Raw genomic sequence first — 25,040 nt, forward strand, 5'->3', positions numbered from 1 at the left:
TGCTATGATGCAAGATAATTTTTTCCCACTTTTCCCTCATCAACATCTTTTAGCTATTAAAGATCTGAGTGTACAAGATCTTAATACATTGCTTGATCGTGCAGAAGCAAATATTATCCTTTCTAACAAAATTGATAAAATAAAATCTACTTTGCATGGACGGACTCAAATTAATCTCTTTTTTGAAGCCTCTACGCGAACACAATCTTCTTTTGAATTAGCGGGTAAAAGGCTAGGTGCACTCGTGATGAGTCTTGCGATCGGCAACTCATCTGTAAAAAAGGGAGAAACATTACTTGATACTGCTACAACTCTCAATGCGATGAAGCCAGATATACTGGTTTTTCGCCATAACAGTGCAGGAGCGGCAGCTTTATTAGCGCAAAAAGTTGATTGTTGTGTTATTAATGCAGGTGATGGTGCTCATGAACATCCAACCCAAGCTTTATTAGATGCTCTAACCATTAAAAGGGCAAAAGGTCGTATTGAAGGATTAACTGTTGCGATTTGCGGAGATATCTTACACTCACGTGTTGCCCGTTCCAATATCCTGTGTCTCAATGCTTTGGGTGCTCGTGTTCGTGCTGTTGCTCCCTCAACACTCTTACCCGCAGAAATCGCTCATATGAGTGTTGAGGTTTTTAACACGATGAAAGAAGGTCTTAAAAATGCTGACGTTATCATGATGTTGCGCTTACAGCATGAACGGATGACAGGCTCTTTTATTCCTTCTACGCGTGAATATTTCCATTATTTTGGCTTACATAAAGAAAATTTAGCCTATGCCAAAAATGATTCTATTATTCTGCATCCTGGCCCATTAAACCGTGGTGTAGAGATTGCATCCGACATAGCAGATGGACCACAAAGTATGATTCATACACAAGTAGAAATGGGAATTGCAGTGCGTATGGCTGTCATGGAGGCTTTATTAGATTCACGCGCAAAGATCAGTGGAGAAAAAAAATGATAAAACCAATTGTTTTTCAAAATGCTCGTATTATTGATCCTTCGCGCGCAATCGATGAAATTGGTACAGTTATTGTTGAAAATGGACGAATTATAGCCGCTGGAAAAGAAGCTCTGAATCAGGGGTTTCCTGAAGAAGCAGAAGTTATTAACGCACAAAACAAAGCAATTCTCCCTGGACTTGTTGATGCGCGCGTTTTTGTTGGAGAATTAGGGAATGAACATTGTGAAACAATTACATCAGCAAGTTACGCGGCCGCAGCAGGTGGTATTACTTCCTTTCTTATGATGCCAAACACGCATCCAGTTATTGATAATGTAGCACTCGTTAAATTTATTACGCATACAGCACAGGAAATGTCATTGGTCAATATTTATCCCGTTGCTTCAATCACACAAGGTTTCAACGGACAAGAAATAACCGAATTTGGTTTGCTCAAAGATGCTGGAGCCGTTGCCTTTAGTGAAGGAAAAAAAACACTTCAAAATTCATCTGTTATACGGCGTGCAATGACTTATGCACGTGATTTTGATGTTCCATTGATGCATGAAACGCAAGATAAAGATCTTACAGGGCAAGGTGTGATGAATGAAGGACTGCTTGCCAGTTGGCTTGGTCTTTCTGGCATCCCTCGCGAAGCAGAAGTTATCCCACTTGAAAGAGATCTACGTTTAGCAGCATTAACGCAAACACGCTATCATGCCGCTCAAATATCGACAGCACTCTCTGCTGATGCACTTCGTTTAGGTAAAAAACGCAGTGAGAAAATTTCAGCGGGTGTATCTATTAATCATTTATCTTTCAATGAAAATGACATTGGACAATATCGCACTTCTTTTCGCTTAATGCCCCCATTGCGTACAGAAGAAGACCGTGTAGCAATGATTGAAGCAATAAAGGATGGGATTATAGATGTTATTGTCTCTTCTCATGATCCTCAGAGTATCGACACAAAACATTTACCATTTAATGACGCAGCAATTGGCGCTATTGGTATGGAGACCTTATTGAGCGCAGCCTTACGTCTTTATCATAATGAGAGCCTATCCCTTCTACGGATAACGGAACTTTTGTCAACGGCGCCTGCAAAGCTCTTTGGACTCAATGCAGGAACACTCAAAAAAGGGGCTCATGCAGACCTTATTGTGGTTGATCTTGAAGAACCATGGGTTGTTTCGAAAGAGAAGCTCTATTCACGTTCAAAAAATACCCCTTTTGAGAATGCACGTTTTCAAGGACGCGTGCTCCAGACCTTTGTGAAAGGGAAAAACGTTTTTAAACTTGATCAACAAATTTAATGAGATTCTTAATGAATGAAGCAGAAATATTTTTTCAATCCACTCCATGGTTTATTTTCCTCATATCTTATCTCATTGGCTCGATTCCATTTGGGCTTCTTTTTACGAAATTGTTCAAAATTGGTGATATAAGAACAATCGGTTCAGGCAATATTGGAGCAACAAATGTTTTACGAACAGGAAATAAAAAGCTTGCTGCTCTAACACTTCTTTGTGATATGTTGAAAGGAACTATCGTTGTTTTCGTTATAAAGTTTTTTAGTGATCCGCTAGACAATAGTATCCTTGTTTCTCTAGCAGGCTTTTTTGTTTTCTTAGGACATCTTTTCCCCGTATGGCTTAAATTTAAAGGTGGCAAAGGTGTTGCTACCTATCTAGGAGTCTGCTTAGGAATCTATTGGCCTGCAGCAATTATTTTTATTATTGTATGGAGTGCGATTTTTCTCCTCATGCGTTATTCTTCATTATCTGCGCTTATTGCTGTTACGATCACACCGATATTTGTTTTTTATTTTTCCGCTTCTTATTTCTATTGTATGCTGATTGTGATGAGCGTATTTGTGTTTATAAAACATTCTGCAAATATCGGTAGATTATTAATTGGGGAAGAAAGTAAGATTGGTACGCAACACGGAGATAAATAAAGGAATCCTGCTTACTGATCATCAACGTCTAAGCTGGTTACGGTTATTGCGCAGTGAAAATATTGGAGCTGTTAGTTTTCGCAATCTCATTGATCATTATAAAACAGCAGAAAATGCTCTGGCAGCACTGCCAGAGCTTAGTAGAAAAGGTGGTGGTTCTGTATCTATTAAAATAGCAAGCTTAGAAGATGCAGAAAAAGAAATGCAAGAAGCTGAAAGATTAGGTGTCCGGTTTATCGGTATGGGAGAACCAGATTATCCAGCATTTCTTAAGGTTACAGAAGCCCCTCCGCCGCTTATTGCTATCAAAGGTAATGTTTCAATTTTTCAAAAAACTTCTATTGGAATTATAGGTTCTCGAAATGCTTCAGCTGCGGGAAAAAAGCTTACAGCTCAATTTGCGCGTTTTCTCGGAGAAGCAGACTTTGTAACAATTTCTGGGCTCGCTCGTGGAATTGATAGCGTTGCGCATCAAGCAAGTTTAAAAACAGGAACTGTTGCAGTCATGGCGGGAGGAATTGATCATATCTATCCTCCTGAAAATAAAAAGTTGCATGAAGATATTATTGCCAACGGTGGAGCCATCATCAGCGAAATGCCCATTTCTTGGAAGCCGCGTGCTATCGATTTTCCAAGAAGAAACCGTATTATTGCAGCTCTATCACTTGGTCTCTTGGTTGTAGAGGCAGCCCTGCGCTCAGGGTCCTTAATTACCGCACGTCAAGCAGCTGAAATGGGACGGCTAATTTTTGCCATTCCCGGTTCTCCACTTGATCCAAGATCTGTTGGTACAAACAATCTTATCAAAGACGGTGCTCTACTCACCACACATCCTTCTGATATTATAGAAACACTTACGCCATTAATTTCACCGCTTCCAAATTCGCAACTCAATTTTTTTGAGGAACCATCCTCCTTACAACTTGAAAAGGAGAATTTTAATTTAGCAGATGAAAAAAACAGCGATCTCTCTTTAGCAGATGATGATGCAGCACGTGCAGCAGTTCTCTCCGCTCTTTCAACAACGCCAATCGATTTAGACACACTCAGTATCCACTCAGGTGTTTCACTCCCAGCTCTCTACCTCTTGTTGGTAGAACTCGACCTTGCTGGAAAGCTTATTCGACACTCTGGTGGTTGTGTGTCATTGTCGAATCTTGATCTTCCCCAAGAGCTTCAGCACTATTAATAATGCTTTGCCCTTCTTTGGCAACCATATCCAAAAGCAATGCTAAAAGCGGACTGTGCGCCTGACGTGCCATCTGATTCATTTGCTTTGACATGTCTGTAATATATTGGATAACTTTTAAATGATTTATAAACATAATCCTCTATCCTTGAGCATTTCCCCTCCTACCTCTCAATAGACGTTATCTTAGTATTTCGCCGTATGTTTTTGTAATAACAGTGGAAAATAAATCGTGTAATTCTATATAGGGTGTACTCTAATAATGACAATCATAAGTTGTACAATATTCATGTTTTTTATATGGCTAATATTTTTTTATGTGCTCTTAAGCAATTGGCATTAGCTATTCGCGTAAAAGGCGTTTATAAAAAAATTTTTATTTCAATATTTGGGTAAAATTATGAATATCGTTATCGTTGAATCTCCAGCAAAAGCAAAAACAATTAATAAATATCTTGGGTCTCAATACAAAGTTGTCGCATCATTTGGACATGTTCGTGATTTGCCTGCAAAAGATGGTTCTGTTTTACCGGATCAAGATTTTTCTATGAAATGGGATATAGATTCTGCTGCCGCTAAACGTTTAAATGAAATAGCAAAAGCCGTTAAAGAAGCCGATAGCCTTATATTAGCAACAGACCCTGATCGTGAAGGGGAAGCTATTTCATGGCATATTCTGGATGTTCTCCGTCAAAAAAAAGTTTTAAAAGATAAACCTATTAAAAGAGTTGTCTTCAATGCCATCACCAAAAAGTCTGTGCTTGATGCTATGAACAATCCACGTGATATTGATACATCACTTGTAGATGCTTATCTTGCACGTCGCGCTCTTGATTATCTCGTTGGTTTTACACTTTCACCTGTTTTATGGCGTAAACTCCCTGGTGCGCGTTCAGCAGGACGGGTTCAATCGGTTGCTTTGCGTATTATTTGTGATCGTGAATCAGAAATAGAACATTTTATCAAAGAAGATTATTGGTCCATTACAACACAGTTAAAAACCATCCGAAATGATAGTTTCCAAGCAAGATTGACAATGTTTAATCAAAGAAAAATAGGCAAGCTTGATATTCAATCTCAAGAACAAGCAGACCAAATTCGCTTTATGCTGGAGAAAGCTCAATATCATACACTCAGTGTTGAAGCAAAACCTACAAAGAGAAATCCTTTTCCTCCATTTACAACCTCTACACTACAACAAGCAGCTTCTTCAAAACTAGGTTTTTCAGCTTCTCGCACTATGCAAATTGCCCAAAAGCTTTATGAAGGCATTGAAATTAATGGTGAAACGGCAGGGCTTATTACTTATATGCGTACCGATGGTGTGCAGATAGCACCAGAGGCTATTGATTCAGCACGAAAAGTTATTCATGAAACTTTCGGAAAAGACTATATTCCTGAAAAGCCACGTTTTTATTCAACAAAGGCAAAAAATGCACAGGAAGCACATGAAGCGATCCGCCCAACAGATTTTCAACGCAATCCTAGTCAAGTCCGTAATTTTCTCGATAGCGATCAAGCAAAGCTCTATGATCTGATATGGAAGCGTGCCATTGCCAGCCAAATGCGCTCTGCTGAAATTGAACGTACAACTGTTGAAATTGAAGCACAGACAGGAGAAAACTGTGCAAATCTACGGGCAACAGGATCTGTTATTCGCTTTGATGGCTTTATTTCCGTCTACACGGATCAACGAGACGAAGAAAATAATGAAGAAAATGAAACAACACGTTTACCACAAATAAACACTGGTGAAGCACTTACAAAAGAAAAAGTTGAATCTGTACAACATACCACAGAACCCCCTTCTCGTTATTCTGAAGCTTCATTAATTAAAAAGCTTGAGGAGTTAGGAATTGGTCGTCCTTCAACTTATGCATCCACATTGGCGACATTGTGTGACCGTGGATATATTGTCATTGATAAACGAAAGCTTATTCCCGATGCCAAGGGACGTATTGTTACGGCCTTTCTTGAAAATTTTTTTAATCGCTATGTAGAATATGGTTTCACAGCAGATCTTGAAGAAAAGCTGGATCTTATCTCTGACGGCAAACTTTCTTGGAAAGACGTATTGCGAGATTTTTGGGATGGATTTAATGCATCTATTAGCAATATCCAAGAACTCCGTATAACCAATGTTCTTGATGCTTTAAATGTAACATTAGCACCTCTCGCCTTTCCTGAACGCGAAGATGGAAGTGATGTGCGTTCCTGTCCTCTTTGTAAAAATGGTCAATTATCATTAAAACTTGGGCGTTATGGTGCTTTTGTTGGCTGTTCCAATTATCCCGAATGTAAATACACACACCAACTTGGTACAGATACTGGAGAAGAGAATGAAGCTGTACGCAATGATGAACCTGTTATACTTGGTATTGACCCTGAAACAGGAAAAGAGATCTCTCTTCGTAATGGCCGGTTTGGTCCCTATATTCAACTTGGTGAAAGCAAAGAAGTTAAGCGTGCAGGATTACCAAAAGAATGGCAGGCAGAAAATGTAACCCTTGATAAAGCCTTGGCTTTACTATCCCTTCCCCGTGAAATTGGCATTCATCCTGAAACCGGAAAAACAATCACGGCTACGATTGGACGATATGGTCCCTATCTTAGCCATAATGGAAAATCTGCGCGCCTTCTTCATACAGATGAAGTTTTTGATATTGGTATCAATCGTGCTGTTACAGTATTAGCAGAACAACAAGAAAACAAAACCAGGCAAAGCAGAACAACACCTGAAGCATTGGCAACATTAGGAGAGCATCCCGAAGGAGGAACCATTACCGTGCGCAACGGGCGTTATGGTCCTTATGTCAATTGGGGTAAAATTAATGCAACATTGCCAAAAGATAAAGATCCCATTAGTGTAACACTTCCAGAGGCACTAGAACTTATATCGGCTAAAGCATCGAGTAAAAAAACAACTTCAAAAAGAGCTTCTTCTAAAACAAAAGCAAAAATAAAAGAGACATAAATTTTGGCTAAAGGTGAAAAAAACATCAAATATCTCTCTTCATTCAAGGGGAAAACTTTTCCCAATAAGGAAGCAATCCTTTCCTTTATAATTGAGAATCCTAACCACTCAAGTAAACGAGAAATCGCTAAAGCTTTTAACTTAAAAGGCGATTCTCGTATCTGGCTTAGAGATATGTTACGTGAGTTAAAGGATCAAAATCTCATATCTAAACACCACAAAAGAGCAATAAACAAAGGAAAATTACCCCCTGTTTCTTTAGTAAAAATTAGCGGACGTGATAAAGATGGAGGTTTTATTGCACAACCTCTTGAATGGGGAGATTCTCCAAAGCCCAATATTGAAATACACTCTTTTCATCACATAACAGGAAGTAATATTGGTGTTGGAGATCATATTCTTGTAAAAGTTTTTCGAAATAAAAATTCTGAAAGCTCAAGCCATCCTTATACGGGACGAATTATTCGTAAAATTGATGTATCTCCCAAAAGCGCATTTGCTATTGTACGAAAATTGGAAAATAATCAATGGCGCCTTGATCCTATAGACCGCAAAACCAATGAACTCATTGTTGAAATGTCTCCAGAAATGAAGATTCAAATTGGTGATCTCGTTGAAGTCGAAATAAAAAAAAATACTGGTTACGGATTAAAGAGCGCAAAAATAAAGAATGTTTTAGGGCACATTAAGAGTGAGAAAACACTCTCAATGATAGCGCTTCTTTCGAAAGGAATTCCTTATATTTTTCCTGAAAGTGTTCTTGAGCAAGCCAAACATATCAAAGCTGCCAATATGGATAATCGTGAAGATTGGCGACAATTACCCTTTATTACAATTGATCCACCAGATGCAAAAGACCATGATGATGCAGTTTATGCAACCAAGGATAAGGATCCAGCAAATAATGATGGTTGGATTATTATTGTAGCCATTGCAGATGTTTCTTATTATATCAAAACAGGAAGTGCTTTAGATAAAGAAGCATTGAAACGTGGAAATTCTGTTTATTTTCCCGATACCGTTGTGCCAATGTTACCTGAACGCCTTTCTCATGATTTATGTTCTCTGCGTGAAGGAAAAGAAAGACCAGCTTTAGCCGTTCGTATGATTTTTGATGCAAACGGTAATAAACGAAAACATAGTTTTCATCGTACTATGATTCGTGTAAGAGCCAAACTTTCTTATCAAGAAGTACAATTGGCAATTGAAGGTAATATAAATGAAAAAATAACCCCTCTTTTTGAGAGCATTTTGCACCCCTTATGGGAAGCCTATGCATGCCTTAAAGCTGCGCGAAATCGTCGCCAACCACTAGAATTAGAAATTGCAGAAAAAAAGATTATTCTTGATCAAAATGGATGCATAAAAGATGTTGTGAGTGAACCACAACTAGAAGCGCATCGTTTAATTGAAGAGTTTATGATACAAGCTAATATTGCAGCTTCTGAAACATTAAAACAACATCACCAGCCGCTCATTTATCGTATTCATGAAAAACCTTCTCTTGCTAAGCAAGAAATACTTCGGAGCTTTCTTCAAAGTTTGGGGATACCACTCTCCCGCGGAAGCGAACTTACCTCAGCGCGCCTTAATAGAATTTTAGAAAAGGTCGCTCATACTCAACAACAAGAACTAGTCAATCAAGTTATTTTGCGTTCACAATCACAAGCAGAGTACAACCCTAAAAATAGTGGCCATTTTGGTTTAAATTTGCAGAACTATACACATTTTACATCACCAATCCGTCGTTATGCTGATCTCATTATTCATCGAGCACTCATTAAAGCTCTCAAATTAGGAAATGATCAATTAACAGATACACAAGAACAAAATCTTGCAGAAATTGCTACGCAAGTTTCTTTATACGAACGCCGTGCAATGATGGCTGAAAGAGAAACGATTGATCGGCTTGTTGCTCACTATTTAACGAATAAAATCGGTCGTATTTTTACAGGCCGCATTTCCGGAGTTACAAAAGCAGGTCTTTTTATCTCACTTGATAAACTCAATACAGATGGTTTTGTCCATATTTCTACACTTAAAAATGATTATTATCATTTTGATGAAGCACAACATGTTCTTGTAGGACAGCGTAGCCATAAAGGCTATCAGCTCAGTGATGTTGTAGAAGTAAAACTTATAACGGTACAACCTTTTGCTGGCGCTTTATGCTTTGAACTGTTAACAAAACCTCGTCCAATAAAATTTTCACCGACATCCTACCATAAAAACAAATTAAAAAAACAAAAGTATACTTTTTATGGGAAAAGAAAAAATTAATCTTCTTGCCCTCCATTGAATATATATGAATAATAAATTCAATTTAAGAAATGACTTATATTATATAATATTTATATATACAATCTTATTTCTTTAGTATACAAGAGGATAAATTTTATTGTTAAGTCTATAATAACCATATAAAAATCTTGCAGTTTTTTATACTTAGAAAATGAGAGAAACTGCAAAGGATAGTTTTGGCTCCCTTTCATTTCAGCTCATCTTTTCATTGTTTAAATAAACAAGAGTACCTTAAGCCATTCTCATGAAAAAAAAACCTTTTGACTCTCAAAATAATTCTTTGCGTGCAATTATTGCCGCTATTGCAACCATTGGCACTGTTGGAACAGCATTGGCAATGGGAACACAACTTGTCTCTCTTCTTATGGCAGAGAAAGGACTTTCCAACAGTACAATCGGCTATAGTGGAACAGTTGGTGGAATCGCCACAATTATTGCAGCTATTTTTACGTCTCGAATTGCCTTATACTTAGGAATCGCTCAAACAATATTGCTTATGATGGCGATAGGATCTTTAAGTTTTTTAGGATTCTATTTTTTTGATCCCATATGGGTTTGGTTTATTTTAAAGTTTATATTACATTTCAGCATGACAGTTATGTTTATCCTGTCAGAGTTTTGGATCAACAGTTATGCTCCCCCAAAAAAACGCGGTTTGATCCTTTCTATTTATGCTATTGTCTTAGGATTAGGGTTTATAATAGGTCTAACGCTGCTAGCAAAAGTGGGAACACAAGGATTTATTCCTTTTGCTGTTGGATATAGCCTTATTATACTTGCTACTATACCAATTCTTACCGCTTGGAAATTAAGTCCAGAATTTCAAAAAAATCAATATATGCCATTTTTTCGTTATCTTTTTCACGTTCCAAGTGCAATGATGGCGGTCCTTGTTTACGGAGCCATTCAAATGGGCGTATTAACTCTTATAATACCCTTTAGTTTATCCATTGGTTATAATGAGAATGAAGCAGCACATTTTATGGCAACCCTTGCACTTGGGAATATTTTCCTCTTAATTCCTATCAGCATTATAAGCGACTACGCCAAAGATCGACGCTACCCGCTGATGAGTTGCGCTATTTTAGGTTTTATAGGAACTTTTATAGTACCATGGATTCTTCAATATCCATGGATTCTGATGCTTGATTTGTTTTTTCTGGGTGGTGTATCAGCGAGCCTTTATACAATTAGTCTTGCACATTTAGGAGCCCGTCTCAAGGGGCAAGAGCTTGCTGCTGCTAATTCTGCTTTTATTTTTTGTTATGGAATTGGTATGCTCATCGGACCGACCTTTATCGGAAAATCCATGGATATCTTTAAACCCTTTGGTTTTTCAATAGCCATGGCTGTTTTTTTCGGTTTATATGTCATTTTGGTGTTTGTCCAACTTATGAGAAAATTAATCCGCTCTTGACTTTTTTGAGAACATCCGTAGTGTTGCGGGAAAATCTGATGATGTCGGAAATAAGTTTTGACAGCAATAATATTTTTTCAGTATAAATAGGGTACTTACATTATGGCTAAAGCAGCAACCATTAAGATCAAGCTTTTATCAACTGCAGATACTGGTTTTTTCTATGTAACAAAGAAAAACAGCCGTACAATGACAGATAAAATGAGCAAGCGTAAATATGATCCAGTTGTAAAAAAGCACGTTGAATTTAAAGAAACAAAAATTAAATAAATAAAATTATCATTGAATTGATAGATTTTATACTCCAAAAGAAATGTGGGAGTATTGCTCTTCAAAGTTATTTTTTGAGGGCTATTTTTTATTTCCTTAAGTTTAAAAAGTTTACTTTAAAATTTGTTTTTGTACGGATTTGGATAAGTTGAATTATTATTTAAGTTGCTTACATATATTCTGCATGAGTATTTGATTATTGTGATATCTAACGAAAATTTTGTCATTAAAACGAGACATTGTTTCGTCATATGAATAAAGTTTCTCGGGTGAATTATAAACAATACTAAAATAGAGTTATAATAATGTTAGCAGTTTCTTTATTTCATGAAAAAATCTTTTTCTCATTTTAATCTAAGAAGCTTTAATCTAAAAGTAATCGGTTTCAGTATTTTTGTCGCTGCTAGCATTCTTATCATTATGTCAACTTATTTTAAGAAAACTCAGCTGTTGCCTCAAAAAGAAAAATTTTCTTCTCAAAACACTGTTGAAGGAAATGCATTAATCATTGATGGCGATACCATTATGATTTCTTCAATTAAGATTCGACTAGCTGGAATTGATGCTCCTGAACTCCACCAATTTTGTGGAAAAAAAGAAGCACGCTACCCTTGTGGGCTTGAAGCAAAGAAATATTTAGAAAAACTATTAAAAAATCAAACTGTTACATGTCACTGGAAAAAAACAGATAAATATCGCCGTATTCTTGCAACATGTAAAACAAAACAAGTTAGCAATATCAACGCAACACTTGTACATAATGGTTGGGCTGTAAATTATTATGAATACCCCAAAGAAGAGCAAGAAGCTAGAAAGAAAAAGAAAGGAATATGGGCATCAAGTTTTCAACGACCAAAAGAATGGCGCAAAGCAAATCCTCGCACAGAATAAAAAAATATTTTTTAATTTTATTTACTAATGAAACAATGTAGCCCAATTATCAAACTTGAAAAAGAGATCTATTCCTGTCGTGTTTGCGTCCAACAACCCCATTATTTTCCTCCTCTTCCTCATGAACCAAACCCTGTCGTTTATTTATCCGATACTGCTTCGATTGCAATTGCAGGCCAAGCACCAGGGTTGCGTGTCCATGAAACGTCTATCCCTTTTAATGATCGCTCTGGTGAAAAATTGCGTAATTGGCTGGGTGTCACGAAAGAAGAATTTTATAATAAATCTCTCTTTGCTATTGTTCCTATGGGATTTTGTTTTCCAGGTTATGACAAAAATAAAGCTGATTTACCACCAAGACGTGAATGTCGAGAAATATGGCATGAAAAGATATTTCAGGCAATGCCTCAAATAAAGCTTGTTCTTGCTATTGGCAGTTATGCGCAAAAGTGGCACATTACAGAATTAAAACATAAAACCGTTTCTGCAACTGTTGGTGATTGGAGAAATATTCTTTCCATTCCTCAACCTCGAGGCTATAATGTTATGCCGTTGCCTCATCCGTCATGGCGAAATACTTCTTGGTTACAGAAAAACCCATGGTTTAACGATGAGCTTATTGTATATCTGCGTTGTTTAGTGCGTAAATTTTTATAAATTAAAATATTGAGAAAAAATATGGATCGTCTTGACCGAAAAATTTTACATCTTTTGCAAGAAAATGCGACACTTTCTGTTGCTGATATTGCTAAAAAAGTGGGACTTTCGACCACTCCTTGCTGGCGTAGAATTCAAAAACTTGAAGAAGATGGCGTCATTCAGCGTCGTGTTGCTGTTCTTTCTCCAGAAAAAGTAAACGCACACGTCACTGTTTTTGTGTCTATTCGCACAAATACACATAGTCATGAATGGTTTAAGCGTTTTTCAAAAATTGTGCAAGAATTCCGTGAAGTCATTGAATTTTATCGAATGAGTGGAGATATTGACTATTTATTGCGTGTTGTTGTGCCCAACATTGAAGCTTATGATCTTTTTTATAAAAAATTAATTTCTAAAATTGATATCCGTGATGTCTCATCTTCTTTCGCAATGGAACAGATTAAATATACAACGGAACTTCCACTTAATTATATTAAATTACACGACAAGACGCATGAACAAAACTCTTAAGATTTTTATATCCGTCTCATGATCTTTTAGGCATTCAAACTTTCTTGTTCCAAAACTGCCATTTGTGCATGTGTTAAAACAGCGGCTTTGACGATACCAGCTGCCATAGCTGCTCCTGTCCCTTCACCAAGACGCATCCCCAAATCTAGAAGTGGTTCTTTGCCAATTTTTTTTAAAAGTTTACGATGAGCTGTCTCAGAAGAAACATGTCCAACAAGGGTATGATCAAGAGCTTTTGGATGCATTTTATAAAGAACCGCTGCAGCTACTGTTGCCACAAAACCATCTAAAATAACGGGTATTTTTTCTATTCTTGCTGCTAAAATAGCACCAACCATAGCAGCAATCTCACGTCCTCCTAAGCGACGCATTATCTCAAAAGGATCATTGAAATAATCCTTGTGCAAAGAAATAGCTGTCTTAACCGCTGCAATTTTACGCTGATAAAAATCACCTTCTGATTCCATAGCATTTCCTGTCCATTCTTCCACTTCCCCTCCAAACAATGCTAAGCATAAAGCTGAAGCTATTGCTGTGTTTCCAATTCCCATTTCTCCAATACATAAAAGATCTGTTCCACCCGCAATGGATTCCATTCCAAATGCCATTGTAGCAGCCGCACTCCGCTCATCCATTGCGGCATCCTTCGTAATATTCATTGTTGGATATTCCAATGCTAAATCAAAAATTTTTAATCCAAGATCATAAGCAATACAAATTTGATTGATAGCAGCTCCACCAGATGCAAAATTTTCTACCATTTTTTGTGTCATAGATTGTGGAAATGGTGTAATATTCTCCTCTACAATACCATGGTTTCCAGAAAAAATAGCAACCAAAGGTCGCGTTACGATAGGTTTTTCTGTACCCCTCCACCCCGCATACCAAACAGCAATATCTCCTAGTTTTCCCAATGTTCCTTGCTCTTTTGTTAAGTTTTTTTGCCGTTTTTTTGCCAAAATTATAGAAAACTCATCAGCAACAGGTAAATTTGTAAGCAAAGCACGAAAATCATCAAATGGACTAGCGATCATAAGGATACCTTTTAAAATCTACAATATTTATGAAAATCACGTCATATATACAGGATATAAATAATTTATTGTTTTTTTAACAGTGCTTTAAAAAAGTTAAATACTATGAAGGCAATAATTTCTATATTCTATTTTCTACCCCAATAACAAACGTGCAAGATTCAAAATGTTATTAATATCTTATGACTACCTTTACAGTGATACCCTTAAACTATTTTTTATTTAATAGGCATAATCAGCATGCCGTTTAATATATAAATTCTAACATTCTTATTCATAATAAAAGTTATAAACTTTCAAAAACTTATAAAATTGAAGGGATCAAAATTATCGCAAAGAAATCAAAACGCAAAGGATCTCAACTTTAATATATGTTAATTGTCTGACTGTTATTAAATGAGAGCATAAAAAGCTTCTTTTAAAGTACATATATCTGCGTTTGGTTTTGTCGCATCATTTGATAGTATTTGCCGCCATCGACGTGCCCCACCCCGCCCATGAAATAAACCAATCATGTGACGCGTCACATGAGAAAGCCGCCCCCCCGATGCAATATGTCGAGCCGCATAATCACACATAACCTCAATAAGATCACTCTCACTTAGACTATTCTGCGACTCACCATAGAGTTCAAAATCAATATGTTTTAACAAAGTTGGATCATGATAAACTTGGCGACCAACCATGACAGCATCACAGAAAGTTAAGTGTTCTTTGATCTCATCAATTGATTTAATTCCACCATTTATCCCAATGAATTTATGAGAATATAGACGTTTTAATTTGTAAACCCTTTCATAATTAAGGGGCGGAATATTGCGATTTTCTTTCGGACTCAATCCTTGTAGCCATGCCTTGCGTGCATGTATCCAGAGCGCATCACATCCAGCATTCCAAACCTGATTAGCCAAAAGATCTAACGCTAACTCTTCATCTTGTTCGTCCACTCCAATCCGACATTTGACAGTTACAGGTATAGTAACCTCTCGTTTCATCGCTTCTACGGCATTTGCCACAATGTCTGGATGTAGCATCAAACAAGCTCCAAAGACACCTGCTTGAACACGATTTGATGGGCAACCAACATTGAGATTTATTTCGTTGTAGCCAAAATCCTCAGCAATTCGTGCAGCTTCTGCTAACTTTTTCGGATCTGCGCCCCCTAATTGTAATGCAACTGGACATTCTTTGTCGCTAAAAGCCAACAATTGTTCGCGAACACCATGAATGACAGCATCTGCTACCATCATTTCCGTATAAAGGAGAGCTTTTTTCGTTAAAAGACGATAAAAAAATCTGCAATGTCGGTCTGTCCAGTCCAACATTGGTGCTACTGCAAATTTTATAGGCGATGGAAGGTTGTAAAATATCATGAGGGTATTACTCTCATGTCCCTATAGCTCTCTCTTTATACATAAAAAAATACTTACTTTTAGTTTACGGAAAATTTTATTCTCTTATACTATCATGAGTATAATAACAGCTCATTATTTTCAATTGATATCAAGGTTTACTACAATCAATCATGCCACAACACAATATCGCATTTCTCATAGATTAGTGTTCAGGTATATAAACATGAAAAAAGAAGATTTTTACTATAATATAAAAAACTCATTTATAAGTTCTTCTTACGCTCTTCAAGCCTCTTCCCTTACATGATTTAGTACAGCGTTTAAGATAATAAATGCTAAACTAACACATTATAGAATTTTTCATGATCGATTTAATTTTCTTTAGATTTTTTTAACTCATTGTGTAAATAAACGATACAGAAAGTAGCTTTTATCTTCTCTTAAAGAAGGAAAAACCCTTATTTCAAACGAATCTAATTATAAATTATTTTTTATCAATGAGTTCTTTTTGGTAATATTCTTAGATTTCACTTTATAAGATAGACAAATTTCATCTTAAATATTCTATCTAATTTTGCCATTTTGTGATTCTTGCAAAAAAAAACTAAAATCAGGGTATAGACAGCCATTGCCTTTTTAATATCTATGACTGATATCAGTATCTCTTTAAGGAAAATATTTTACAATATTGCAGATAAAATCTGTAAAATAAAATGATCATAAACGTTGTTCAATCTCTTGTTGGCTTTGCATATAGGAAGAAAGAGTATCAACCTCTTGTTCATTAAATAGGAGACCCAGTTTTGAACGACGCCATAACACATCTTCACATACTTTAGCCCATTCTTTTTCCATCAACCATTTTACTTCTACTTCATAAAGCCCATGTCCAAAATTTTTTCCTTTATTTGCCTTACCATGTGCAAAGATCACCAATGCTTCCGTACCGTAGGAGCGTGCAAGCCTGCGATGTGTAAAAGCATCTAAATCTGGCATTAAAAGAGCAATCCTATTTTCGATTGTATCTAATTTGTTATAGGGAAAATCACCCCCTGGAAGTACTGCCTTAGCCGTCCATGATGCTCCCTTTTTACCAAGCTCTTTTTCAACAAATTTCATCGCATCTTCAGCCAACTTACGATAAGTTGTAATCTTTCCACCATAAAGATTAAGTATCTTTGGTGTCGTTCCTGTTCCCATTTCTTTTAAAACATAATCGCGCGTAATTTCTTGTGCTTTTGAAGCTCCATCATCATAGAGTGGACGAACTCCCGAGTAAGACCAGACAATCGTTTCAGGCAACACTGGTTGTATGAAATATTCACTGGCTGCTGCACAAATATAATCAATTTCTGTATCAGTAATATGAACGTCAGCCGGATCTCCTTGATAATTACAATCTGTTGTTCCAAGTAAGGTAAACTCTTCTTGATACGGAATAGCAAATATAATACGCCCATCACCATTTTGAAAAATATAAGCACGATCATGAGTATAAAGCTTGGGAACCAAAATATGAGAACCTCTAACAAGCCGTACTGGTGAATGTTCTTTACAATCTAATATGCTTGCTAAAACATGATCAATCCAAGGACCTGTCATATTCGCGACATAAGAAGCTGTGACACTATATTCTTTGCTACTTAACTTGTCTTGAAGAAAGATACGCCATTTATTGTCTTCTTTTTTTAAAGAGAGAACTTCTGTTCGTACTTTTATATCAGCTCCCCACTTTTCTGCATCACGAGCATTGCCAATAACTAAACGCGCATCATCTACTCTTGCATCAGAATATTCAAAACCTCTCTGATATTCTTTCTTCAGTGTAGAGCAAAATTTTTGTGAAAAATTAATCGTTTTACTGCGCCACAATTTCTGATTCCAATTCCCTAAATAATCATAAATAAAAAGTCCAAAACGCAACATCCAAGCAGGGCGCAATTCTTTATGATAAGGAAGGAGAAAACGCAAAGGACGCACAATATGTGGAGCCATACGTAAAATAATCTCGCGTTCTTTCAATGCTTCACGAACAAGTTTGAACTCATAGTGTTCAAGATAACGAAGCCCACCATGAATAAGCTTTGTTGACGCACTTGAGGTCCCAGATGCAAGATCGTTCATTTCAGCCAATCCCACTTTAAATCCGCGTCCTGCTGCATCTCTTGCCAATCCACAGCCGTTTATCCCTCCTCCAATGATAAACAGATCATAATGTGTTGTGGTTTTCATAATTTCACTTTTCATTATTTAATTTTGTTTCTCAGTACTCAATAAAGCAACAGGAAAAAATAATACAAATGTTCTTCATTGTATTATCAACGTACTTTTTCCTAAAATAAACACGCACAAAAAGCTTTTGATACCCTTATACATCAAAACAACATTTGACAAATTAAAGAGAATTTTTTTATCTTTTACAAAACATAATCCTTACCAAGCCAAGGTTTATCATATGAAATCTTTTTAGAGAAAAATTGATGTTTTTTCTCATTCTTAAAGATACACTATAACTAAATGCTTCATTGCACATAGATAGCGCTTTTCATATAGTTCACTCAATGACACCCTAAAAAATGTGAAGGTATACAAATGAATTATCACTCTCAAAACTCGAAAATAACACTTTTTTCAAAAATTTTAGTCATAGTTATGTCGAGTATTTTAATCTTTTTACCTTCTTTATCAAACGCAACATCACACTCAAAAACAGCAAATGATTTAAGCTTAGAAAAGCTTAAATCACAACTTTTGGAAGATTCTAGCTTTTTATCTAAGCTTAAAGAAAAAATGATACCACATACTGATTCTCATCATATTCAACAAATCGTCAGAGAGTATCTTCTTACTCATCCAGAAATTATGATTGAAATGCAGCTTATTCTTCAAGATAAGCTGGAAAAACAGAATGAATACGAAAGCCAAAAACAAACTTCTGTCATTCATTCATTAGAAAAAGAGATTTTTCATTCTCCTCATGACGCTGTTTTGGGAAACCCAAATGGTAAAAGAGTGCTTGTCAATTTTTTTGATTACAACTGTGGTTATTGTAAAATTTCCTATTCAAATATAGAAGACTTGATAAAAGAATATCCAGATTTAAAGGTTATTATCAAGGACTTACCAATTTTAAGCTCTGATTCTATGGCAGCCCATACTGTTGCCTACGCATTTCGAAAACAATTTCCAGAGAAATATCCTCAGTTTCACAAAACGCTTTTAATGTATCAGGGTCGTGCAAATGAAGCTAAAGCTATTAAAGTAGCTGTTTCATTAGGAGCAGATGAAAAAAAACTACATAATGCAATAAAAGATCCCACTCTGCAAAATGCTTTTAAAGAAAACATTCAAATTGCCTCTGCACTTCATATTACGGGAACACCTTCTTACATCATTGGTGATAAAATATTCATCGGCGCAGCCAGACAAGATATTCTAAAACAAGCGATAGATAATACACAGTGAATACCTGATCCGTTTTTGGAAGAATACTGTAAATGAGGTAATTTTATGCTTTCTCTTTTTTGATAACAGGCTTATAAGTGCAATTTTACGTAAAGCAGATACAAGTTTTAAATTGCAAAGTATAATGATTTAAAGGAAATAAAAATCTTTAAAGCCTCAAAAGATGTCATCCCTAATCTAGAGATATTCGGTCATAAAATGAGATAATGACGATCTTCATTGATCAAGGAGTTAGAAATAAAATGGCAACAAAAAAAATGGATTCGGCAAAAACCGCAATTGATACGAAAATTATTCGTGATCTTGCTGAAATTTTGAATGATACAAATTTAACGAACATTGAAGTTGAACAAGGGGAGCTTCGTATTTGTGTCTCACGCCAAAATACCTTAACTTCTTCTGAGCAAGCAATCTATGCCCCTGTTTCTACTCCTACTTTTTCTGTAACATCTTCTCCAGTTCCAACAGCTGAATCTCCTATACAATCTATCCAAGAAGATAAATCAAAAAACACAATAACCTCTCCAATGGTTGGAACAGCTTATCTTGCACCCTCACCAGGCGCACAGCCTTTTGTAGAAGTAGGACAAAATGTTTCTGAAGGGGAGACATTACTTATTATTGAAGCCATGAAAACAATGAATCAAATTTCATCACCGCGCTCCGGTACGGTAACCACTGTTCTTGTCAAAGATGGTCAACCTGTTGAATTTGGTGAACCACTTATTATTGTTGAATAAAGCGAGGGGCAACCATGATTCGAAAAATCCTCATTGCTAATCGAGGAGAAATTGCTCTTCGCGTTTTACGTGCATGTAAAGAACTTGGCATAAAAACCGTGGCTGTTCACTCTACCGCTGATGCAGATGCAATGCATGTTCGTCTTGCTGACGAAAGTGTTTGTATTGGCCCTCCTCCCGCTCGTGATTCTTATTTGAGTATTCAGCAAATTATTGCTGCTTGTGAAATTACAGGAGCGGATGCTGTTCATCCAGGTTATGGCTTTCTTTCTGAAAATGCAAAATTTGCAGATGTTCTAGAAGCCCATGATATTACATTCATCGGTCCAACAGCTACTCATATCCGCATCATGGGCGATAAAATCGAAGCAAAGAAAACCGCCAAAAAACTTGGTATTCCTGTAGTTCCAGGTTCAGATGGAGCAGTCACTGAAGAATCAGATGCTTTACGCACTGCTCGTGAAATTGGTTATCCAGTTATTATAAAAGCTTCTGCCGGTGGTGGCGGACGTGGTATGAAAGTCGTTCATTCTGAACAAGAATTTTCTATAGCTCTCAAAACGACACGTTCAGAAGCGAAAGCTGCTTTTGGTGATGACGCTGTTTACATAGAAAAATATTTAGAAAAACCCCGTCATATTGAAATTCAAGTCATAGGTGATGGTGCGGGAAATGCTATTCATTTAGGAGAACGCGATTGTTCACTTCAACGACGGCATCAAAAAGTATGGGAAGAAGCTACGTCACCTGCACTTAATGAAACTGAACGGAAAAAAATTGGAAATATTGTTGCAAATGCCTGTGCCCAACTTGGATATCGTGGAGCTGGTACTATTGAATTTCTTTATGAAAATGGCGAATTTTATTTTATTGAAATGAATACACGTTTACAAGTCGAGCATCCTGTAACTGAAGCAATTACAGGTATAGATTTAGTCCACGAACAAATCCATATTGCATCAGGCTGTAAACTTTCAGTGACACAAGATGAAGTCTGTTTTTCTGGTCATGCCATTGAATGCCGTATTAATGCAGAAGATCCCATTAACTTTACGCCATCACCTGGAACCATTACACATTTTCATACACCTGGAGGTTTAGGGATTCGTGTTGATTCAGGCGCTTATTCAGGTTATCGTATCCCTCCTTACTATGATAGCATGATTGGAAAGCTGATTGTTCATGGACGTACCCGTTTAGAATGTATGATGCGTTTACGGCGTGCTTTAGATGAATTTGTCGTCGATGGGATAAAAACTACACTACCTCTTTTTCGCGATCTTATTAATAATCAAGATGTTGCTGATGGTAATTATAATATTCACTGGCTAGAAAATTACCTTGCTCATCAATCAAAGTCTTCAGATTCGTAATTCGATAGCAAAACGGTGCATTCTTATAAAAGATTCTATAAGATATCAACATAAGGATAGTTCCAACCTTGCTGTAAAAAGTGGAAAAAGGAAATAAATTGGTTATTTTTTATATAGTTTTCTTTTAATATACATAAAATTTAATAATTTTCTGTTTTCCTTTTTGTTAGTTTGTGCTAACTCCTACATGGTTACGCCCTTATAGCTCAGTTGGTAGAGCACCTGATTTGTAATCAGGGGGTCGGGAGTTCGAGTCTCTCTGGGGGCACCATTTTATTTCTTAAACATATTGAAATATATAGTTTTTTTCTTTAAATAGCTATTTTCAGACCACCTTTTAGACCACCTTCTACAGTTTATATAATTTTACCTAATTTGTTCTTATTTGCTCCTTATTTTTCTTTGGAGTGAAGTCTAAGATCTCTTTTTTCTCCATCTCACTGCTCTTCCCAGCTTATAAGGTTGGGGAAACTCTCCTTGAAGCACCCAATTGCGAATCGTTGTTGTAGATACACTAAAAAGCTGTGCACACTCACGTGTCGTTACATATCTATCTCCATCATCAAATATCATCTCATTACCTTTCTCTTTTTTATATTAATTAAATGGGTGGGGGCTGGAAGGCATGTGAAGCACTCCAACTTTTAAAAATTTGCAAGTTTATTTTTTAGATGTGCTTAATTTCATATTTCCAATCAGGCAATTGAGTAAGAGCTAATGCGAGTTGTCCTCTATGACACATGCATACATTGGCTTCAAAACAGGTGATTGCAACGCGCTTTTTGTTTAAAAACATTTTATATAATTTATTTATTGCACAAGAATTATTCTTGAGAGTTGTATTTTGATAATCTTCAAAAAGGCGGTCATAATCTTTTTGTGTTTTCAAATTTCTTCGTTTTTCAGAAGCAATTCCAAGTTCAGGCATATGCATATATTCAATATCAATATTGCTCACAGCTTCCTCTAATTGTCTTTTCGAAAATCCGTGTTTTCTACTTATTGGATTTTTACGAACATCACATAAAGTTTTGATATTGTTTTCTATGAGACAACTAAGATAATTCTCAAGGGACTTACCTTCATAGCCAATGGTAAAAAAACAAAATTCCTCATCTTTAGCAGGCTGTATGATAATATGTTTGGTGTTACACACGTTTAATTTCCTTAGTAAATGGGTGGGGGTGCTGGGAGGAGAGAGCACCCCCATAGGTTTAAGCAGCTTTTGCCAAAATCTTTTGCATCTCTTGTTCTATTTCCCCTAAAAAGATTTCGACCGCTTTATTGATCTCTTCAATGTATTTCTCATCACGGAGGACGCGTTTGATTTTCATTCTCAAACCAGTAGATTTGCCTACAAAGTTTGGATTATAGCTCATGAAATCACACCATTTTCGTCCTGTACAAGCCATTTGGAATTGCACCTGTGCGATATATTCAGGCTTGATTTCGTCATAAATAAAAAAACGCAAATGCGTGGTTGATTGTGGACATTTGACTTCTATTAAACCGTCCTCTCCAATCAACCCATCAGGACTAGCCCCCGCCATTTCCATTTTGGGGTGTGGGATAAACCCGCATCTTGTGACTTCTGTGTCATAAATGAATTCATATTCTCTTAAGGCATCTTCTTCATGTTCGATACCCCATTGCATAGCAGGTGTTGTATAAGATTGGCTTATTTCCTCTATTAAGCGTTCTGTCATGAGTTTCGTTTTGTAATCTTCATATTTGCTTGTAGGCAAACCTTTTGCTGTCTTACTGAGTACGTTGTAAACGTTTGAAGCAGTGACTTTACCTAAGCGCGCTTGAAACCATTCTGCTGTTCTTTGTTCCATCTCACACCGCCGTTCCCTGTTCGTGTGGCGTTTCTATATCGGTATCTTGTATAGTAGAATCTGTTTCTACCTTTTGCTTGTTTTGTTTATTTTTTAAAAGATGCAACACCGTTTGTGCTTGTCCTTCAGACATATCGTCAAGCTTTTTGACGTTGACATAAGTAAGTATTTTTTCTTCTTCTGTTTGGGTTTGTACGATGAGTCTTCTGATTTCATTGATCTGTTGTGGAAAAGCCTTTTTAATAGGCGGGTTTCCATCTGTATCATCATCTTCACTCACGACATTAAGAAGCATGCCTAACAGATATCTGCGTGCGTATGTGATTGCAGAACCAACCGATTGTATATTTGATTTGCATCCTTTAGTGTCATAAGGAAACTTTCCTTCTGTTGAGATTTTATTTCCAGACGGATGCGTCGTCAAAGTCATTTCTATAATTATATTGTCTGAACTCTGTTCTTTGATACGAGAAAACAAAGCAAATCGGTGTTTTGCAAGAGTATTTTTTACAGCATCAATGTACTGGTCAAGGGTTGCATATTGGCTGTTTGTATGGGTGTTTGTAGAGTTTTTTTGTATTTTTTGATATTCTATTTGCATATTCGAAAGATCACTGGCAAATCTTTCGTAGTTTTGTCGTTCTATTTCTTTTTCTCGTAAGGCAATGAGACGCTCGAGACGGTCCATATCGACGTCATTTTCTAAGGCTCTATTTAAAATGCGTTCCATAGCAGTTTGTTCGACGGCTAAATGATGTGTTTCTTCAATTTCTGTTAGGTTAGTGTTTTGTTCACTCATCTTGATTTCCTCCATTGGAGCGCAATTCCCCCGTGGCGTGAATCACGCTGGTGTTTAAAAGTTGGTTGGTTGTTACAATCCTGTTTCTAGAGACTGTGTGATATTGACCACCTCCCCGTCTGAAAAGACGAGGAAATGAAATCATATTTTAAACTAAGCAGCTTTTACGACAGATCTTTCTAAGACCTGTTTTGCTTCTTTAATGAGGGCTTTATATTTTCTGTTCTCTTCATCCACTATGAAAGCATCAATAAGACGCATATGAATTGGACCCAAAAGATACAAAACTTTTTCACCATCGTTCATACCCTCCCAATAGCTTGGCAAATCAAAGCGTGTATCATTATCATAATCAACCGCTTGGCTTCTTAGTTTCTTCTCACATTCAATAAAGTAACGGCGTGCTTGACGTCCTTTCTCATTGCGTTCGACCATTGAGAGCTCTTTCGCCATGTCTAATGTAAGATGGTACTCTGTCATGTTTACATTTTGACGCTCCCCCGTTTTGGGGAACGTTAGAATATAGTCTTTTGTGTGAACAAATTTATATGTTTTTATGCGGTTTTTAATCCATGTCGTAAAGTCGCGACCTACTTCTAAAAATGTATGCAATTCGCGTGCATTAACGGTTTGAACAGTTTCCTGATCAATGATTTGTTCTGTAATTTTAATAAGAGTGTTCATAATGAACTCCTATCGATTAGAGGTTTTTCATTGACATCCAATAAAGGATGCCGGGTGCTGAAAAACACGGTCGATAGTCCGTCGTTACGCTTTCCCCATAAAGGGTATTGTATAGCGTAACTACACCCGACAAAGCCATTATATGCGTGTAACATACAATGAGTCAAAGCCTTTAATGTGCGGAGAAAAGATTGTTTCGGCAATCTATCCGCTATCGATTCAAGGTGTTTTTCAAGCACCTGATTCGACAATAGACATACTGATATTATATTGTCAATTAAAAAGTTTGAAAATTGACGCAAATAAATCATATCGATTTTATCAGTAAATTCGTATTTCTTTTCCATTATTGCATTCCTTAATTAATGCATGCTTTGTCTTTTAAGCTCTTGAGACAGCGCACCAATTCCTTTTGCTGTGATTTTTGCGCAAGGAATGACTTTTTCTATTCCACTCGCGGTTTGAAGCGTGATGGTTGGACAATCCATAAGTTGCTTTTGGATTTTATCTTGATACGGTAGCAAATTCCCACCCGCTGCACGTCTGTAAATCCACCCTTTTTGCTGTAAGAATTGAATGAATTGTTTTGGTTGCATCTCGAGTATTTTAGCGGCTTCTGTAAGACTGA

23 protein-coding genes, 1 tRNA gene and 1 pseudogene are annotated in these 25,040 nt (G+C 36.6%); 15 read left to right on the top strand and 10 right to left on the bottom strand.

Annotated features, from left to right (window positions below; all coding sequences use genetic code 11):
• Positions 1-4 precede the first annotated feature (4 nt).
• Genes ACFINR_RS04205 through dprA form a run of 4 tightly spaced genes read left to right on the top strand, consistent with a single transcriptional unit; the run spans position 5 to position 4,101 of the window.
• Positions 5-970 carry an aspartate carbamoyltransferase catalytic subunit gene (locus ACFINR_RS04205; protein WP_375652641.1) on the top strand — a complete coding sequence of 322 codons (966 nt, stop codon included), beginning with the start codon at positions 5-7 and terminating at the stop codon, positions 968-970.
• Positions 967-2,268, top strand: coding sequence for a dihydroorotase (locus ACFINR_RS04210; protein ID WP_375632215.1), 1,302 nt, complete (start codon positions 967-969; stop codon positions 2,266-2,268). Before ACFINR_RS04205 ends, ACFINR_RS04210 begins: the two co-directional genes overlap by 4 nt.
• Positions 2,269-2,279: 11 nt before the next feature.
• The gene (plsY, locus tag ACFINR_RS04215; protein WP_375613412.1) at positions 2,280-2,912 is read left to right on the top strand and encodes a glycerol-3-phosphate 1-O-acyltransferase PlsY; all 633 of its coding nucleotides are present in this window, start codon (positions 2,280-2,282) and stop codon (positions 2,910-2,912) included.
• Entirely contained in the window at positions 2,869-4,101 is a 1,233-nt protein-coding gene (dprA, locus tag ACFINR_RS04220; RefSeq protein ID WP_375632214.1) for a DNA-processing protein DprA, read from the top strand. Before plsY ends, dprA begins: the two co-directional genes overlap by 44 nt.
• On the opposite strand, the gene ACFINR_RS04225 is transcribed toward dprA, so the two are convergent.
• Complete coding sequence (locus tag ACFINR_RS04225) at positions 4,031-4,237, bottom strand: hypothetical protein (protein WP_005773510.1); 207 nt, start codon at positions 4,235-4,237, stop codon at positions 4,031-4,033. The genes dprA and ACFINR_RS04225 overlap by 71 nt on opposite strands.
• 264 nt (positions 4,238-4,501) lie before the next feature.
• On the opposite strand from ACFINR_RS04225, the gene topA reads away from it, so the two are divergent.
• The 7 genes from topA (at position 4,502) to ACFINR_RS04260 (ending at position 13,124) form a co-directional block, all read left to right on the top strand.
• The gene (topA, locus tag ACFINR_RS04230; protein WP_375652644.1) at positions 4,502-7,075 is read left to right on the top strand and encodes a type I DNA topoisomerase; all 2,574 of its coding nucleotides are present in this window, start codon (positions 4,502-4,504) and stop codon (positions 7,073-7,075) included.
• A gap of 3 nt (positions 7,076-7,078) precedes the next feature.
• Positions 7,079-9,355, top strand: a complete 2,277-nt coding sequence (gene rnr, locus ACFINR_RS04235; RefSeq protein WP_375652646.1) for a ribonuclease R — start codon at positions 7,079-7,081, stop codon at positions 9,353-9,355.
• 265 nt (positions 9,356-9,620) lie between these two features.
• On the top strand, positions 9,621-10,793 hold the full coding sequence (locus ACFINR_RS04240; protein ID WP_375652648.1) for an MFS transporter: 1,173 nt from the start codon (positions 9,621-9,623) through the stop codon (positions 10,791-10,793).
• Positions 10,794-10,895: 102 nt separating this feature from the next.
• The gene (rpmG, locus tag ACFINR_RS04245; protein WP_004864083.1) at positions 10,896-11,063 is read left to right on the top strand and encodes a 50S ribosomal protein L33; all 168 of its coding nucleotides are present in this window, start codon (positions 10,896-10,898) and stop codon (positions 11,061-11,063) included.
• A gap of 327 nt (positions 11,064-11,390) precedes the next feature.
• Positions 11,391-11,954 carry a thermonuclease family protein gene (locus ACFINR_RS04250; RefSeq protein WP_375613409.1) on the top strand — a complete coding sequence of 188 codons (564 nt, stop codon included), beginning with the start codon at positions 11,391-11,393 and terminating at the stop codon, positions 11,952-11,954.
• Positions 11,955-11,981: 27 nt separating this feature from the next.
• Positions 11,982-12,611: a uracil-DNA glycosylase family protein gene (locus ACFINR_RS04255; RefSeq protein WP_375613408.1), complete on the top strand. Its 630-nt coding sequence runs from the start codon at positions 11,982-11,984 to the stop codon at positions 12,609-12,611.
• Positions 12,612-12,632: 21 nt separating this feature from the next.
• Positions 12,633-13,124 (top strand): Lrp/AsnC family transcriptional regulator, encoded by a 492-nt coding sequence (locus tag ACFINR_RS04260; protein ID WP_015856433.1) that lies wholly within the window; start codon positions 12,633-12,635, stop codon positions 13,122-13,124.
• Between the two features lie 26 nt (positions 13,125-13,150).
• Here ACFINR_RS04260 and cobT read toward each other — a convergent pair whose 3' ends face one another.
• From cobT to glpD, 3 genes are all read right to left on the bottom strand, one after another.
• Complete coding sequence (cobT, locus tag ACFINR_RS04265) at positions 13,151-14,158, bottom strand: nicotinate-nucleotide--dimethylbenzimidazole phosphoribosyltransferase (protein WP_375652653.1); 1,008 nt, start codon at positions 14,156-14,158, stop codon at positions 13,151-13,153.
• A 392-nt stretch (positions 14,159-14,550) separates the two neighbouring features.
• A complete protein-coding gene (dusA, locus tag ACFINR_RS04270) occupies positions 14,551-15,531 on the bottom strand; it encodes a tRNA dihydrouridine(20/20a) synthase DusA (protein WP_375632207.1) in 981 nt (326 codons plus the stop codon).
• 699 nt (positions 15,532-16,230) lie between these two features.
• Complete coding sequence (gene glpD / locus ACFINR_RS04275) at positions 16,231-17,760, bottom strand: glycerol-3-phosphate dehydrogenase (protein ID WP_375613405.1); 1,530 nt, start codon at positions 17,758-17,760, stop codon at positions 16,231-16,233.
• Between the two features lie 345 nt (positions 17,761-18,105).
• Here glpD and ACFINR_RS04280 point away from each other — a divergent pair, with 345 nt between their 5' ends.
• The 4 genes from ACFINR_RS04280 to ACFINR_RS04295 all read left to right on the top strand — a co-directional run bounded on the left by ACFINR_RS04280 (position 18,106) and on the right by ACFINR_RS04295 (position 21,362).
• Complete coding sequence (locus tag ACFINR_RS04280) at positions 18,106-18,978, top strand: DsbA family protein (RefSeq protein WP_375632206.1); 873 nt, start codon at positions 18,106-18,108, stop codon at positions 18,976-18,978.
• Between the two features lie 242 nt (positions 18,979-19,220).
• Positions 19,221-19,718: an acetyl-CoA carboxylase biotin carboxyl carrier protein gene (gene accB / locus ACFINR_RS04285; RefSeq protein ID WP_375613403.1), complete on the top strand. Its 498-nt coding sequence runs from the start codon at positions 19,221-19,223 to the stop codon at positions 19,716-19,718.
• 14 nt (positions 19,719-19,732) lie between these two features.
• Positions 19,733-21,091, top strand: coding sequence for an acetyl-CoA carboxylase biotin carboxylase subunit (gene accC / locus ACFINR_RS04290; RefSeq protein WP_375613402.1), 1,359 nt, complete (start codon positions 19,733-19,735; stop codon positions 21,089-21,091).
• Positions 21,092-21,286: 195 nt separating this feature from the next.
• A tRNA-Thr gene (locus ACFINR_RS04295) sits at positions 21,287-21,362 on the top strand.
• 99 nt (positions 21,363-21,461) lie between these two features.
• On the opposite strand, the pseudogene ACFINR_RS04300 reads toward ACFINR_RS04295, so the two are convergent.
• From ACFINR_RS04300 to ACFINR_RS04325, 6 genes and pseudogenes are all read right to left on the bottom strand, one after another.
• A pseudogene (locus tag ACFINR_RS04300) lies at positions 21,462-21,664 on the bottom strand (helix-turn-helix transcriptional regulator).
• Positions 21,665-21,758: 94 nt separating this feature from the next.
• A complete protein-coding gene (locus ACFINR_RS04305) occupies positions 21,759-22,247 on the bottom strand; it encodes a DUF488 family protein (RefSeq protein ID WP_375613983.1) in 489 nt (162 codons plus the stop codon).
• Between the two features lie 58 nt (positions 22,248-22,305).
• Complete coding sequence (locus ACFINR_RS04310; RefSeq protein WP_375652657.1) at positions 22,306-22,929, bottom strand: lambda exonuclease family protein; 624 nt, start codon at positions 22,927-22,929, stop codon at positions 22,306-22,308.
• Position 22,930: 1 nt separating this feature from the next.
• Complete coding sequence (locus ACFINR_RS04315; protein WP_375652660.1) at positions 22,931-23,728, bottom strand: ERF family protein; 798 nt, start codon at positions 23,726-23,728, stop codon at positions 22,931-22,933.
• A 153-nt stretch (positions 23,729-23,881) separates the two neighbouring features.
• Positions 23,882-24,412 (bottom strand): antA/AntB antirepressor family protein, encoded by a 531-nt coding sequence (locus tag ACFINR_RS04320; protein WP_375652664.1) that lies wholly within the window; start codon positions 24,410-24,412, stop codon positions 23,882-23,884.
• A gap of 362 nt (positions 24,413-24,774) precedes the next feature.
• On the bottom strand, positions 24,775-25,040 hold a 266-nt coding region (locus ACFINR_RS04325; protein ID WP_375652667.1), incomplete at its 5' end, for a phage antirepressor KilAC domain-containing protein.

It is taken from the genome of Bartonella sp. AP19HLJMH, from assembly GCF_042196245.1.
Classification (GTDB): Bacteria; Pseudomonadota; Alphaproteobacteria; order Rhizobiales; family Rhizobiaceae; genus Bartonella.

Excerpts from the sequence above, each read along its gene's own strand:
- ACFINR_RS04240 (WP_375652648.1), top strand. The coding sequence starts at position 9,621 with ATGAAAAAAAAACCTTTTGACTCTCAAAATAATTCTTTGCGTGCAATT.
- ACFINR_RS04255 (WP_375613408.1), top strand. The coding sequence starts at position 11,982 with ATGAAACAATGTAGCCCAATTATCAAACTTGAAAAAGAGATCTATTCC.
- ACFINR_RS04315 (WP_375652660.1), bottom strand. The coding sequence starts at position 23,728 with ATGAGTGAACAAAACACTAACCTAACAGAAATTGAAGAAACACATCAT.
- ACFINR_RS04320 (WP_375652664.1), bottom strand. The coding sequence starts at position 24,412 with ATGAACACTCTTATTAAAATTACAGAACAAATCATTGATCAGGAAACT.
- ACFINR_RS04205 (WP_375652641.1), top strand. The coding sequence starts at position 5 with ATGATGCAAGATAATTTTTTCCCACTTTTCCCTCATCAACATCTTTTA.
- dusA (WP_375632207.1), bottom strand. The coding sequence starts at position 15,531 with ATGATATTTTACAACCTTCCATCGCCTATAAAATTTGCAGTAGCACCA.
- cobT (WP_375652653.1), bottom strand. The coding sequence starts at position 14,158 with ATGATCGCTAGTCCATTTGATGATTTTCGTGCTTTGCTTACAAATTTA.
- accC (WP_375613402.1), top strand. The coding sequence starts at position 19,733 with ATGATTCGAAAAATCCTCATTGCTAATCGAGGAGAAATTGCTCTTCGC.
- topA (WP_375652644.1), top strand. The coding sequence starts at position 4,502 with ATGAATATCGTTATCGTTGAATCTCCAGCAAAAGCAAAAACAATTAAT.
- accB (WP_375613403.1), top strand. The coding sequence starts at position 19,221 with ATGGCAACAAAAAAAATGGATTCGGCAAAAACCGCAATTGATACGAAA.
- ACFINR_RS04260 (WP_015856433.1), top strand. The coding sequence starts at position 12,633 with ATGGATCGTCTTGACCGAAAAATTTTACATCTTTTGCAAGAAAATGCG.
- ACFINR_RS04310 (WP_375652657.1), bottom strand. The coding sequence starts at position 22,929 with ATGGAACAAAGAACAGCAGAATGGTTTCAAGCGCGCTTAGGTAAAGTC.
- ACFINR_RS04280 (WP_375632206.1), top strand. The coding sequence starts at position 18,106 with ATGAATTATCACTCTCAAAACTCGAAAATAACACTTTTTTCAAAAATT.
- ACFINR_RS04210 (WP_375632215.1), top strand. The coding sequence starts at position 967 with ATGATAAAACCAATTGTTTTTCAAAATGCTCGTATTATTGATCCTTCG.
- ACFINR_RS04250 (WP_375613409.1), top strand. The coding sequence starts at position 11,391 with ATGAAAAAATCTTTTTCTCATTTTAATCTAAGAAGCTTTAATCTAAAA.
- plsY (WP_375613412.1), top strand. The coding sequence starts at position 2,280 with ATGAATGAAGCAGAAATATTTTTTCAATCCACTCCATGGTTTATTTTC.
- glpD (WP_375613405.1), bottom strand. The coding sequence starts at position 17,760 with ATGAAAAGTGAAATTATGAAAACCACAACACATTATGATCTGTTTATC.
- ACFINR_RS04225 (WP_005773510.1), bottom strand. The coding sequence starts at position 4,237 with ATGTTTATAAATCATTTAAAAGTTATCCAATATATTACAGACATGTCA.
- rpmG (WP_004864083.1), top strand. The coding sequence starts at position 10,896 with ATGGCTAAAGCAGCAACCATTAAGATCAAGCTTTTATCAACTGCAGAT.